This window comes from Fluviicola sp., assembly GCF_030151805.1.
Classification (GTDB): domain Bacteria; phylum Bacteroidota; class Bacteroidia; order Flavobacteriales_D; family Crocinitomicaceae; genus Fluviicola.
Map to the genome: position 1 here is coordinate 1 of NZ_JASLCN010000229.1, position 14,868 is coordinate 14,868.

Annotated in this window: 7 protein-coding genes; 4 read left to right on the forward strand and 3 right to left on the reverse strand. The window is 42.8% G+C overall.

Annotated elements, in window-relative coordinates:
- Positions 1–178 precede the first annotated feature (178 nt).
- The 3 genes from Q1V93_RS08780 to Q1V93_RS08790 form a co-directional block, all read right to left on the reverse strand.
- Positions 179–1,825, reverse strand: coding sequence for a peptide MFS transporter (locus Q1V93_RS08780; protein ID WP_300663844.1), 1,647 nt, complete (start codon positions 1,823–1,825; stop codon positions 179–181).
- Positions 1,826–1,829: 4 nt separating this feature from the next.
- A complete protein-coding gene (locus Q1V93_RS08785; protein WP_300663845.1) occupies positions 1,830–3,362 on the reverse strand; it encodes a peptide MFS transporter in 1,533 nt (510 codons plus the stop codon).
- Between the two features lie 94 nt (positions 3,363–3,456).
- A complete protein-coding gene (locus Q1V93_RS08790) occupies positions 3,457–5,241 on the reverse strand; it encodes a peptide MFS transporter (RefSeq protein ID WP_300663846.1) in 1,785 nt (594 codons plus the stop codon).
- Between the two features lie 94 nt (positions 5,242–5,335).
- On the opposite strand from Q1V93_RS08790, the gene Q1V93_RS08795 reads away from it, so the two are divergent.
- From Q1V93_RS08795 to Q1V93_RS08810, 4 genes are all read left to right on the forward strand, one after another.
- On the forward strand, positions 5,336–5,989 hold the full coding sequence (locus Q1V93_RS08795; protein ID WP_300663847.1) for a TatD family hydrolase: 654 nt from the start codon (positions 5,336–5,338) through the stop codon (positions 5,987–5,989).
- Positions 5,982–6,734, forward strand: coding sequence for a tRNA threonylcarbamoyladenosine dehydratase (locus tag Q1V93_RS08800; protein ID WP_300663848.1), 753 nt, complete (start codon positions 5,982–5,984; stop codon positions 6,732–6,734). Before Q1V93_RS08795 ends, Q1V93_RS08800 begins: the two co-directional genes overlap by 8 nt.
- Positions 6,735–6,788: 54 nt before the next feature.
- Positions 6,789–8,708: a M1 family metallopeptidase gene (locus Q1V93_RS08805; RefSeq protein WP_300663849.1), complete on the forward strand. Its 1,920-nt coding sequence runs from the start codon at positions 6,789–6,791 to the stop codon at positions 8,706–8,708.
- Positions 8,709–9,095: 387 nt separating this feature from the next.
- On the forward strand, positions 9,096–14,648 hold the full coding sequence (locus Q1V93_RS08810; protein WP_300663850.1) for an MG2 domain-containing protein: 5,553 nt from the start codon (positions 9,096–9,098) through the stop codon (positions 14,646–14,648).
- The last annotated feature ends 220 nt before the right edge of the window (positions 14,649–14,868 follow it).

Here is a 14,868-nt window from a genome sequence, read left to right on the forward strand (position 1 = left end):
GCTCTGCGCAGCCAAATACGAAGGGATAGCCAGAATAAAACGACCAATACTACTCCAAGGATTTTTGCAGCGTAAACCTGTCCGAACATTAAGAGAATTGGAATCGCTATTAATAATAGTACAATCGGAATCAGTAAAGGCAAAAAGCGTTTCATGCTACTCTATATTATATAGTGTCTTATTTCTTTTGTTCTCTAAAGACTTTCAGCAACCAGGGAAGGAAGATGATCAGAATCAATGTTGCTCCCATCATTAAATAAAAGTTCAACATGAAAAAGGATGACTTATCATCATACTGATCCCAAAGCGATGCAATCACACCACTTAATTTGTTTCCGATTGAAGTTGAAATGAACCACGCCCCCATTAACAGGGCTGTCAAACGGGCCGGTGATAATTTCGAAACCATGGACAAACCAATTGGCGACAAACACAATTCTCCGATGGTAATCACTCCGTATGCCCCAAAGAACCACCAGTAGCTCGATTTCATTTCACCATTCTGGGATGCATTTGCCGCAGCAACCATTACCAAACAGGACAAACCTGTGATCAATAATCCCAAAACAAACTTGATCGGAATGGACGGTTCTCTCTTTCTATGGCGCAGGAATCTGAAAATCCCGACAATCAATGGGGTCAATATAATTACCCAAAACGGATTTACAGATTGAAAGATATTCGTATTGAATAAGGCAACTACCTCTCCTTCTTTCCGCTCTTTTTGATCGTTTTTAAAATAAGACGGGTATTCTAAAGCCTTCTCACCTTCTACTTTTCTAAAATGCTTATCCAAAACCTGAACCGGCTCTTCGGATTTTTGATATCGGATCGTATCGGCCAAGCTCGCGCTGATCAGTCCCGATTTGATTGAAGCCGGCACTTCCCTGTCCGTATTATTATTCGCCCAGGTATTCAGCACCGTTCCATTCTGTTTAAAAATTGCCCAGAAAGGAATCACGGCGATACACACCACCAAAATCGCACTAACTACTCTTCGTTCATTTTTAGGGGAAGTAAACAACACATAGCCGAAGAAGAAAATAACCGGAATACAGGCAAAAAGGAACGCATCCGTCACATCATCCTTGACCAGGAAAGAATGCTCATTCGTTGCTGAAGGAACTCCATTGATGAAATACCCGATCACCGCAAAAATGGCAGAAGGCACAATCACGATTAACAAATCGATCCACCAGGCTTTTTCTCCCGGAACTGCAACTTTTTTGACATCTCCGGTAACATAGTGCTTGTTTCCGAGAAGAAACACAACGACTCCGACAAACATTCCGATTCCGGCACCGACAAAAGCTACCGAATATCCATACTTATTAATCAAAAATGCCGATACGATATTACAGATAAAGGCACCGACATTGATTCCCATGTAGAAAATGTTGTAGCCTTCATCTTTCTGGTCCCGATAATCGTCCGTATTGTACAAGTTTCCCAGCAAGGTCGAAATATTCGGTTTGAAGAGTCCGTTCCCGGCAATTACCAGAACCATTCCTGAATACAACATCGGAAACGAGTGCACGCCCATCATGCAATACCCGACTCCCATCAGGATTCCTCCTGTCACAATCGGGAGGCGGTATCCCAAAACACGGTCAGCCAACAATCCTCCGATAAACGGCGTGAAGAACACCAATGCAATGAATGTTCCGTATAAACTTGCCGATTCAGCTTCCGACATTTCGAATCCCTGATTGGCATCTTTCAGATAGAGCGTGAAAATTCCGATCATTAAATAATAACCGAAACGTTCCCACATTTCAGAAAGGAATAAAAACGGAAGTGCTTTGGGGTGTTTGCGTTGTTTCATCTTTTTATTTTTCTTCTTGCATCAAATATTTCATCAGCGGATACAATGCGATCAGTAAAACTCCCGCGATAATTGCATACCATGCAAAATCATAATATCCCTGAGTGTAAAGTTCCATTTTCCGGATTCCGCTATCCGAATCTTTCGGTGAAATTCCGGCTCCGAACAAACCTGCAACATATTGGCCGTATGCACTTGCCAGGAACCACATTCCCATCATGAATCCCTGCATTTTCTGCGGAGCCAATTTGGTCATCAAACTCAAACCGATCGGTGAAAGGAATAATTCCCCGAAGGAAATAACCAAATAAGCCAACGCCAAAAAGTTCAAAGAGCCTTTTCCGTCGTCAGATGCACTGAAACGCATGAAAAAGAAGATGAAAAATCCGAGTCCGAGTAACAGGAATCCCAAACCGAACTTTAAAGTGGAATTCGGCTCCAGTTTCTTTTTAGCCAAACCGAGAAACAGCAAACCAACCAAAGGAGCAAATATGATCACGAACAATGCATTGATTGAATTGTTCACACCATTCGGATCCATCGTCATTCCAAGCAAATTGCTATCTACATTCGTCTTTGCAAACAAGGCCAAAGAACCTCCCGCCTGTTCGAAAATGGCAAAATAAACCACAGAAAACAAAATGAACAGAAAAGCAGCAATGAGTTTCTTGTTTTCTTCCAAACTGTACTTGGTCATTTCGTAGATGAAGTAAACCAAACTGAATGGCCCGATTGCATACATGAAATAATCCGTATAGGTAATGTTGGAAACCATGATCATGATCAAAGGAACCGAAGCCAACGCCAATACATACGTTGTGAGTTCGATGGAACTTCGCTTTACCGGTTTCATGTTCAATAAAGGCGACAAACCAATCGGTCCCAGGTTTTTCTTCGTCAAAAGAAAGGTGATCAAACTGATTGCCATCGCAATTCCGGATGCTCCGAAAGCAGCATTCCAACGAAGATCTGCAGGAATCAGGTTCGTAAACATGGTTCCTTTTCCAATTGCGATAATATATCCTCCGATCATCGCTCCGATATTGATTCCGGAATAGAACAACAGGAATCCTGCATCACGTCTGGAATCACCGGTTTTATACAATTGTCCGACCATCGAAGAAATATTCGGTTTGAAGAAACCGGTTCCGATAATATTGAACGTAATTCCGATAAAGAAGAATTTATGCGGATCAACTGCAAGGATCACAGAACCTGCAATCATCAACAAACCACCCCAAACCAATGATTTCCGGAAACCCAGAATTTTGTCGGCCAGCATCCCTCCCAAAAAGGTAAATGCATAAACGAATGCCTGGATCGCCCCATACTGAAGATTACTCAATTTGGTCGAAAAGGTTAATTCCGAGGTCATAAAGTAGGCCAGCATTCCGCGCATCGCGTAGAAGCAGAATCGCTCCCACATTTCGCTAAAGAACAGCGCCCATAATTGCTTCGGATATTTCCCTTTGAAATTCTGAATACTCTCCAGCTGATTCTCACCCGCTAACGAGGAATCCAAGATTTGTTCTGACATGGTTTGAGTTTTAAGGTGCTAAAACTAGTTGAATTATCGGACAAAAAAAATCCCTTCATCAAAAAGAAGAAGGGATTCCTGAATAATCCTCTGATTATCTGATACCGTGCATTAGTTTTTCTACCCGCTTATGTAAAACGAATAGCAACAAACTAGTGATTCCGGACATGATAATGAATATGATAAAGAAGGAATAAAGCGTATTGATCTTAAATCCGAACAACGAATTTTCGGAGTTTTCAAATACAATTGATCCAACATGTTTTCCATCAATTGCGACATTTCGTACAATCACGTTTTTGTTTCCTTCGAATTTGGAAACCAAACCGCTTTCAACAACTACATTTTTCAAACTGTCTTTGAACGTCAAACGGTCAGCGAAGATGACTTCTCTTGAATCCTCCAAATGTCCTGAAATGTAAGTTGCGTACTTTTTGTTCAACGTATCAGCAGCCTCCATTTTCTCTCTGTTCAATTTCTTACCGCTTGCTTTCAACTGCTCCTCGTAAGTTCCGATCACTGCAGCTTCCATCGGGTTTTCAGATTTGTTCACCAAAAATGCAGTTGTTTCAACCAACTGTTCTTTTGTCAATCCTCCCTCTTTTGAAACAATCACTTCTTTCACTTTCGGCTGTGGAATCAACCCTGAGAACAAACCAGCCGTGAAGTTTCCAACTACGGATGACAAGAAGAATACCGCCATCATCATGGAAGCAAATCTTTTCGGTGAAAGTTTGTTTACAACGGAAAGTCCTACAGGAGAAATCGCCAACTCACCACAAGTGTGCAGGAAGTACATTCCGATCAGGAAGAACATGGAAATCTTGTCTTCCATTCCCATTCCTTTTACACTGAATGCAATCAAAATATATCCTAAAGCAAGAATCGCAAGACCCCAAACCATTTTCATCGGTGAACTCGGTTCTTTTCCTTTTCTGCTCAATGTAGACCACAAAACGGAGAACAACGGAGCCAGAATAATGATGAAAATCGGGTTAATTGACTGAAAGAATGAAGCTGGAACCGTCCATCCGAACAAACCTCTGTCCGTATTCTGATCCGCGAAAATAGTTAATGAAGCACCGGCTTGCTCAAACGCAGCCCAAAAGGCAATTACAAAGGCAGTAATAATAAAGATCGCAAAAATACGGTCTCTTTCAATTTTCGTCAATCCAACCTGAGGCTCTTCTTCAATGCCGGCATTTGCTCTTTCCTTCTTGTAATAAGAAGGTTTCATCCCGATCGGTTCTCCGGTTGGAGTCACCAAATACTTACGCTGCAACATCAACATAATGATCGTACCGATCACCATCCCGATACCGGCAGACAAGAATCCGTATTTGAAATCAGCGGCACTTCCTGTGTCTCCAAGCCCTCCACAAACCAATGGAGCTACAAGCGCTCCGGAGTTAATACCCATGTAGAAAATGGTATAAGCAGAATCAATTCGGGAATCTCCTTTCGGATACAATGAACCAACCATCGAAGAGATATTCGGCTTGAAAAAACCGTTTCCGATAATTAAAAACCCTAAAGCAACGTACATGATCGGAATAGCTGTTCCGGAATGATCGTACATGCTTGCACTAAAGAACATCAGGAACTGCGCAATCGCCATCAAAACACCTCCGACTAAAATAGAGCGACGGTTACCCCAATACCTGTCTGCAATAAATCCTCCCAATAACGGAGTTGCGTAAACCAACGAGGTGTATGTTCCAAAAATACCTCCGGCCGCTTTCGCATCGATCAAAAGTGCTTTTGTTAGGTAAAGGATGAAAATTGCCCGCATTCCATAGTAGGAAAAACGCTCCCACATTTCAACTGTAAACAATAAATATAATCCCTTAGGATGTCCTTTCGGAGCCGAATTTTCCATATTTCGATTTAATTTTTTTAGCGTCGGTGAAAATAGGTAAAAAATGGTTGAATGATTCAGATTGTTTTAAATTTAACGCTTTGTAGATTGCTTAATGACTGATTTAGAGAAACTTTTCGATACACACACGCATCATTTTGACTCCAAAATGCCGGCGATTGTTCAATTAACGGAACCGTTTTCCGGTGATTTCCCACCCTGTTTTTCATTCGGAATTCATCCAAAAGAAGCAAATAGCGCAGATTTCGAAAAAATGGAACAAATCTCCGGTATGCTGATTGAGAATCCCGGATTTCTGGCTTTCGGAGAGATTGGTTTGGATAATCGCTACGACAATACTGAGAAGCAGGAAGCTGTTTACATTTTTCAATTAAAACTGGCAGCGAAATTCCGGAAACCGGTGATTCTTCATTGCGTCAATTCCTGGGACAAATGCCGTTTCCTGCACGAAAAGCATGCACCGGAAACGACGCTGGTTTATCATGGATTCAACAAAGCATCCATCCTGGAAACGGTTTTGAATTATCCGAAAGCAATGATCAGCATCGGCGAATCCGTTCGTACAAATCCGCAGCTTCAAAAAAGCGTCGAAATGATTCCTCTTTCCCGTTTATTACTCGAAACAGATACCGGTTCCGGGGCATTGATTGACACTTATCATGCAGTGGCTGAGATAAAAAACATATCTTTGCAAGCCCTGATCGAACCACTAAACCAAAACGCAAAACGAATTTTTAAGTATGAGTAAGTGGCTGGAGCGTACAGAGCTGATTCTTGGACCAGATGAAATGAATCGTTTAAAATCTGCTCATGTACTCATTGTGGGACTTGGAGGAATCGGATCTTTTGCAGCGGAATTTATTGCCCGTGCAGGAGTCGGAACGATGACAATTGTAGATGGTGATGCATTTGACATTACCAATAAAAACAGGCAATTAACTGCTTTGGATTCCACCATCGGGCGAAACAAAGCGGTTGTGTTAGCAGAACGGATTAAAGACATTAATCCTGATATTCAATTGAATGTGGTGGAAGAGTTTGTGCTTCCGGAACGCGTTTGGGAATTGCTGGACCAATACAAACCTAATTATGTAATGGATTGTATCGACAGTGTGACACCGAAACTGGAATGGATCGTTGCCTGCAAAAGCAAAAAAATCAAAGTCATTACACATTTGGGAGCCGGTGGAAAAATCGACCCGACCCGTGTTCACGTTGCAAAACTACCGGACAGCCACAACTGTAAATTGGGAGCGCATGTCAAAAAAAGACTCAAGAAAAAAGGTGTTCGCTTTGAAAAGATCAAATGTGTGTATTCTTCTGAATTACAACAAAAAGACTCTTTGAAAATGACCGACGGATCGAACTTCAAGCGTTCTTTTTACGGAACGGTCAGTTACATGCCGGCCTTATTCGGACTCATGGGAGCGGCCGAAGTCATTCGCCATTTGAGCCAAAAAGAAACCAGAGAAAGCAACGCTTTCGATAAATAATAAAAAGGCGTAATTCAAAGAAAAAAGTATATTCGCATACCTCAAATTAAGAAAATGAAACTAAATTTTTTGTTCGGCATTGCTGCACTAAGTCTTGCTATTACTAGTTGTGACATCGATGCGGAACCTCTTGATAAAGACAAATCAAATAACGGAGCTGTGGCAGGTCATGATTCACATTCTTTTTCCAATACAGACGAGATCCGGACGAAACATCTGGATCTGGAAATCGACGTGGATTTTGAGAAAAAAACCATTTACGGTGTTGCGCGCCACAAAATGGAACGCCTGAAAGATACAGACACTGCAATTTTCGATATCAACGGTCCTGAAATTCAAAAAGTAACACTTGGTAAGAAAGGTCAGGAAGTAGAAACCGATTTCATCATCGGGAAAGAACAGGAATTTTTGGGGCAGCCGTTGAGCATCAAAATCGACAAAAAGACGGAATACATCAATATTTACTACAAAACAACTGAAAATGCAGCTGCTTTGGATTGGATGGATCCTGAATTGACGGAAGGAAAAAAGCATCCTTATTTATATACACAAGGTCAGGCAATTTTGACACGTAGCTGGATTCCGGTTCAGGGAACTCCGGCAAATCGCATTACGTATAGCGCAGATGTGAAAGTTCCGGCTGAATTAATGGCTGTGATGAGCGCTTCCAATCCGAGGGAGAAAAACCCGGAAGGAAAGTATCATTTCGAAATGAAACAACCGATTCCGGTTTACCTGATTGCTTTGGCTGTAGGAAACCTGGAATACAAAAGTTTGGGCGAAAATTGCGGAATTTATACCGAACCTGAAATGCTGAAGAAAGCCGTTTGGGAATTCGCAGATCTTCCGAAAATGATTCACGCGGCAGAAAACTTATACGGCCCTTATCAATGGGAACAATACGACGTAATCGTACTTCCTTACTCTTTCCCTTTCGGTGGAATGGAAAACCCGCGTTTGACTTTTGCCAATCCGACACTGATTGCCGGAGACAGAAGTTCTGTTTCAGTCATTGCGCATGAATTGGCACATTCCTGGTCAGGAAACCTTGTCACAAACGCAAGCTGGAATGATTTCTGGCTGAATGAAGGATTTACGGTTTATTTCGAGAACCGCATCATGGAGGAGTTGTACGGAAAGGAAGTTGCCGACATGCTTGCTTTGATCGAGTTCCAGGAGCTTCAAACCGAACTGGAAGAACTGAGTGAAGAAGATACCCACCTGAAACTGGAATTGAAAAAACGTAATCCGGACGACGGAATGACTTCCGTGGCTTACGTAAAAGGCGCATTCTTCTTAAAAACGCTGGAGCGCGATTTCGGAAGACAGCGTTTCGACACCTTCCTGAAAAAGTATTTTAAAGATCACGCATTCCAGACTTTAACAACAGAGCAATTCAAAAAATACCTGAATGACAACCTGATCAGTCAGACAGACATCCAGTTCAATGTGGACGAATGGCTTTACAAACCGGGATTGCCGAAGAATTGTTACGCCGTAAGTTCTCCGAGATTTGAGAAAATCCAGAAACTTGCCCGCGACTTTGCAAGCGGGAAAGACATTTTCAAAAAACCGGCGAAGAAAAAAGGAAAGAAACAAGTTCCGGCTTTGAAACGCGATCAATATGTTCCGCAGGAATGGCAGGCTTTCATTCGTGCATTGCCTAAAAAAATGGATCCGGAACGTTTAGCTGTGATCGACAAGAAATTAGGTTTCAGTACCTGGGGAAATGCAGAAGTTGCAACCGAATGGTATGTGCTTGGAATCAATTCCAACTACACGGAAATCCGTCCTCAGATCGAAAAATTCATCTCCAAAGTGGGAAGAAGAAAGTTCTTATTACCGATTTATACTGCATTGCATAAAAATGCTGCAAGCGAAAAATGGGGCATGGAAATTTATAAAAAATACAGAGAGAATTACCATCCGGTTTCCATCATGACACTGGATGATTTACTGGATTACCAACCGTAACGATGACTATTCTCCTATAAATTAAAAGAAGGGACGTGATGCATCGGACTTGATGTATTATACTCACCAAAATAATAATACGGTTTCTGTTTTAGAAAACAATCCAGGCTTCAAACTGAATATTCACTATGTGTTCTATGGTGCTATGTGGTTCATTTTACCATATAGCACACAGAAGGTCACATAGTTTTTTTAATGTTTATGTAGCTTGGTGAGTTTTCTACATGATTACGCGGCTTTTCTGTATTATTATCCGCCCCTTCTTTCGCGCCAAAATCAAATAATCTCATTTCAACCACGAATAATCAAAAGGTACTTCCGACTCCTAAAACACCTCTTTTCATTCCCTCATATCCCTTCATATTTGACCTAACAAATACAACAGTTATGTCACGCTTCATCGTTCTTTTAACTATTGCTTCCAGCATTCTGGCGACTATCTTCGCTTGTTCAGGCAATAAAATCATCTCGGTAGATCCCAAATTCCGCAAATGGGTTTCGGGCTACACTTCCGGAATTATTTCCAATTCAGACCACATTGAAATCGAACTCCGGGATCAATTGGATTCAAGCAAGCTCGCTGAACTGGGAATGAAATCCCGAATGGATGAAAAAATCCTGAAAGAAATCATCGAAATCAGTCCGGCGGTGGATGCAGATTTCGAATGGACAGACTTCCGTACCATCCGGATTCTCCCGAAAAAACCCTTAAGTTCCAATCAAATCTACACGGTCAGCCTGGATTTGGATGAAATTATGAAAGTGGAAAAAGGCTACGAAGAATTCAACTTCCAATTCGCGACAAAACCTCAGAAGATCCACGTTTCGGAACCAAGCCTGATCGAATACGATTCCTACAACCTGGAATGGTATTCCCTGCGTGGTGAAATTTCCATGACCGATCACTTCGATACAACGAAACTGAAAGATCTGATTAAAGTACAATTTGACGGCTCCTCTCCGAAAGTGCGCTTTGAAGAAAGTTATGGGGCCAATGAATACATCTTTATCGTTGACAGTATCAAACGTTCTGCAAAAGAACAAACCGTTTCCGTTGAATGGAACGGCGATCCGATCTCATCCTTTTCAAACGGCTCTACCAGCGTAAAAGTTCCGGCTTTGGGCGATTTCGGCCTGAGTTCATACAGTGTGAATGAAGACGATGATCAAAGTATCCGTCTCAGCTTTTCAGAACCGCTTTCAAGCAACCAGGATCTGAACGGATTAATTGACCTGGAAGGTGTAAGCGGAGAAACGTTTTCCATCTATTACAACGAAGTAACCGTGTTCATTCCCAAGCGCATTGAAGGAACCTATCGTTTGAAAGTCAATTCCGGAATCAAAAACATCAAAAACTATCCGATGCTGAAAGGCTGTGAACGTTCACTACTTTTCACTCCTTCCAAACCGAAAGTACGCATCACAGGAAGCGGTTCTATTTTGCCTGATTCCAAAGGATTAATCTTTCCCTTCGAAACCATCGGATTGAAATCCGCAACAATTCGCATTATCAAAATCTACGAGGAAAACGTACACCACTTTTTGCAGGTCAATGATTTGAATGAATCAGAAGCAATCTTCCGTTTCGGGAAGAAAATTGCAGAAAAGAACATTTCGCTGGGCGTAAAAAAAGAAGACAAGAGCGATTGGGTTTCCCACGTACTCGACCTGGAAAAATGGATTCGTCCGGAACCGGGAGCAATTTACCGCATTTCGATCAAATTCGAACAAAAAGACGCCTACTGCGATTGCCCGACTTCCGATGAAAACGCAGGTGAAACAGGAGAAAGCGCCACTTCAACCAACGAATCCTGGTCAGAACGTCCGTGGCATCTCGACGATTGGGACGACGGTTACGAAGATTGGGGCGGATACAACTCCGAATCTCCCTGCAGTTCGGATTATTACTACGGAAAAGCAGTTTCAAGAAACATTCTCGCTTCCAATATCGGGGTAATCTACAAACTCGATGCAAAAAAAGAGGCACATGTGTTCCTCACAGACATGATCACCACACAGCCCATTCCGAATGCTTCCGTGACATTCTATGATTTCGCAAAACAAGTTATTGCCTCCGGAACAACCAATGCAGAAGGAATGTACACGAAAACACTTTCCGAAAAACCGTTTTTATTGATTGCGAAATATGGAAAACAGCGCGGCTACCTGAAAGTAAGCGACGGTCATTCGAACCTGCTCTCAGAATTCGACGTGGAAGGTGAAGAAGTTCAAAACGGCTTGAAAGGATACATCTACGCAGAACGCGGAGTCTGGAGACCGGGCGATTCCATTTATGTCAACTTCGTGCTCCGTGATTACGAAAACAAACTTCCGGCTAATCATCCGGTTACTTTTACCCTCACGGATCCTTCCGGGTATGAAACTGCTAAAATCACACGTTCAACAGGACTCAACGGACATTACGATTTCCGCACTGCAACCGGTTATGACGCAAAAACAGGAATCTACACGGCACGAATTGTCGTTGGTTCGCGGGAATTTATCAAATACCTGAAAGTTGAAACGGTGAAACCGAATCGCTTAAAAATCAAATTGACCGTTCCGAAAGGAGCAAGTTCAGATAGTTTATTGACCCTGGAATCGTTTTGGCTGCACGGAGCTCCGGCAAAAAATCTGCGGGCAACAGTCGATGTCGAATATCAATCCACCAGAACCATTATTCCGGGCTATCCGCGCTTCGAATTCGATTCACCGATCCGGAAAATGAACTCGGATAAAAACACCTTGTTCGACGATGATCTGGATGCAAACGGAAAAGCGCAGTTCAAACAGGAAACCGGAAGTCTTTCTCATGCTTCCGGAATGCTGAATGCCATTTACACGATGCGCGTATTTGAACAAGGTGGAAATTTCTCCATCGATCGTTTCTCACAATTGTACTCACCTTACAAGCAATATGTCGGGTTTAGGGTCCCCGATACGGAAGCAGATAATTCGCTGATTTCCGGTAAAAAACACACGTTCGACGTGGTCATGGTGAATGCTTCCGGCGAACTGCTCAAAAAGCAATCAAAAGTGCGCGTAAAAATCTACCGCATGGAATGGCGTTGGTGGTACGAAAGAGGCGACGACGATTTGGGAAATTTCATCGCACGAAACGGCAACATGCTTGTTTACGATTCATTGGTAAATTGTTCCAACGGAAAAAGTGCCTTCCAATTCGGGCTGAAAGAAGCAGATTACGGGCGTTTTCTGATCACCGTAACGGATGAAGAAGGGTTCCACCAGGCGGGAAAAATCGTTTCCATTGATGTTCCGTACTGGAGCCGTGGAAACCAGAAAAACAACGAATATGCTTCCATGCTGAATTTCTCCACGGACAAGAAAAGTTATGTCAAGGGGGAAACTGTTAAACTGAGTATTCCTTCACCAGCTTCCGGAAAAGCATTGATTTCGATTGAAACGCGTACCAAAATTGTCAAGAAATTCTGGGTCAATACCGTCAAAGGCGAAACAACCTGTTCGTTCGAAACAAGCGAAGACATGGCTCCGAATGCGTATGTACACGTCAGTTTGATTCAGCCGCACAGCGCAACGACAAACGATCTTCCGATCCGCATGTATGGAATTGTACCGATTTTGGTTGACGATCCCGCAACGCATTTGCATCCTGAAATCGCTGTCGCAAAAGAATGGCGTCCGGAATCCACAGCGAAAGTCACCGTGAAAGAGCAATCCGGCAGAGGAATGACCTATACTTTAGCCATTGTAGACGAAGGATTACTGGACCTCACACGATTCAGCACCCCGAATCCGTGGAACACCTTTTATGCAAAAGAAGCTTTGGGAATCAAAACCTGGGACATGTACAATGCGGTTATCGGCGCTTATTCCGGGAAATTGAACCGCTTGCTGAGTATCGGTGGTGATGGTTCTGCGGATGACGGAGCAGGTCCGAAAGCCAACCGTTTCAAACCGATGGTTCATTTCTTGGGGCCATTCGTTTTGCCTGCGGGTTCTTCCAAAACGCACCAGGTGGAACTTCCAACGTACATCGGATCCGTGTGCGTGATGGTGGTAGCTCATTCCGCAACTGCATTCGGAAATGCAGAAGAAACCGTGACGATCAAAAAACCGCTGATGGTTCTGGGAACACTGCCTCGCGTTATCGGACCAACGGAAACCATTCACTTGCCCGTAGATGTGTTCGCAATGAAAGAAAACATCAAAAACGTAGATGTTCAGGTAAGCTGCAACGATCTTCTGGTAATTAGCGGAGCGAAAAACCAGGGTTTAAAATTTACCGGAGAAGGAGATCAAATCGTCAATTTCGAATTGAAAGTCGCCAACAGAATCGGTATTGCGAAAATCAAGATCCTGGCAAAATCGGGAAGTGAAACGGCCACACAGGAATTTGAAGTCGATGTCAGAAGCCCAAATCCGGAAGTCCTGGAAAGCGAAACAAAAGAAATCGCTCCCGGAACTTCAGTCAGTTTCGCCATGGAACAGGATGGAATTTCAGGTTCTCACTCCTACTCGCTTGAAACAAGCCAGTTCAGTTCCATCAACCTGAGCGGACGGATGTCAGAACTGATCAACTATCCGCACGGTTGCATCGAACAAAGTACATCTGCAGTTTTCCCGCAATTGTTTGCAATGGACATCATGCAGTTTAGCGAAAAAGAAAAAGCTATCATGGTTTCCAACATCAAAGCAGCTTTGTTGAAATACCAGAGTTTCCAGCAATACGAAGGTGGTTTTGCTTACTGGCCGGGAAATCGGGAAGCAAGTGATTGGGGTTCCAATTACGCCGGACATTTCATGATTGAGGCCGAACAGCACGGCTTCACTCTTCCGAATAACCTGAAAGCCCGTTGGATTGACTATCAGAAAAACCAGGCAAACAGCTGGTCTGCGAGTTCTTATTCAAGTTATTCCAGCCATGCGGAAGAATCCAATCAACTGATTCAGGCATATCGTTTATACACGTTGGCTCTGGCAGGAAAACCGGAATTGGGAGCAATGAATCGTTTGAAAGAACAATCCAACTTAGGAGTAACGGCAAAATGGAGATTAGCAGCTGCTTATTATTTGGTAGGACAAAAAGATCTGGCAAAACAACTAACGCGCAATCTAAGCTTCGCGCCTGTTTCCTACCGGGAATACGCTTATTCATACGGTTCGACCCTTCGTGATAAAGCCATGAACCTCGAAGCCGGATTATTGATCGAATCCAAATCAACAGATCAATTGGAAAAAGAAATTGCAGACGTGCTGAAATCCAACCAATGGCTGAGCACACAGGAAGCCGGATATTGTATTCTCTCGCTTACAAGTGGAAAAATCAAGAATAACGGTACGCTGCAATTTGAGATCAATTCGGAAAAAGTGAGTGCTGCCAAATGTCTGTTGACTAAAAACTATTCCGACGCGGACGGAGCAAAACTGAAACGATTGACAGTTAAGAACACTTCCTCCAAAAAACTATTTGTGACCTTCTGTACAAAGAAAGTTCCCCAAATCGGTAAAGAGAAAAAAATTCGCAGTAACCTGGTGATAGACATTGCATACACCAATCTCAACGGAGTGGAAATAGATCCTTCGAAAATCATGCAGGGAACGGATTTCATAATGAAAGTGACACTTAAAAATCCGACAAAAGATCAGTTCTACCGGGAAATGACTTTGAATCAGATCATGCCGAGCGGTTGGGAAATTCACAATTCCAGGTTGTATGATGAAGAAAACACGTCGAACATGGATTACCAGGATTACCGTGACGACCGCGTGTACAGTTACTTCAAACTGGCTCCGAATGAAACGAAGATCTTCAAGATTCAGCTCAATGCTTCCTACTTAGGTCGCTTCTATTTGCCGGCTGTATTCTCGGAAGCCATGTACGATCATACCGTGAACGCCCAGGAAAAAGGCCGCTGGGTAGAAGTTACTAAAATCATAAAACAACCCAAATCATCATAGAAAATCAAAAAGAGCCTGCGGAGATTAGTTCGCAGGCTTTTTATATTGGCGGTAAAACACCCACCTGACAACTATGTGACTTATGTGTACTACTGTGGTTCAAAAAACAAACCACATAGAAACATCAGGACACATAGCAAATAATTTAGTTGAAGTTGTTCTAATACTTAAGGTATATCAATCCTGGTAATGTCTCATACATTTGCGCATTTGTGATAGA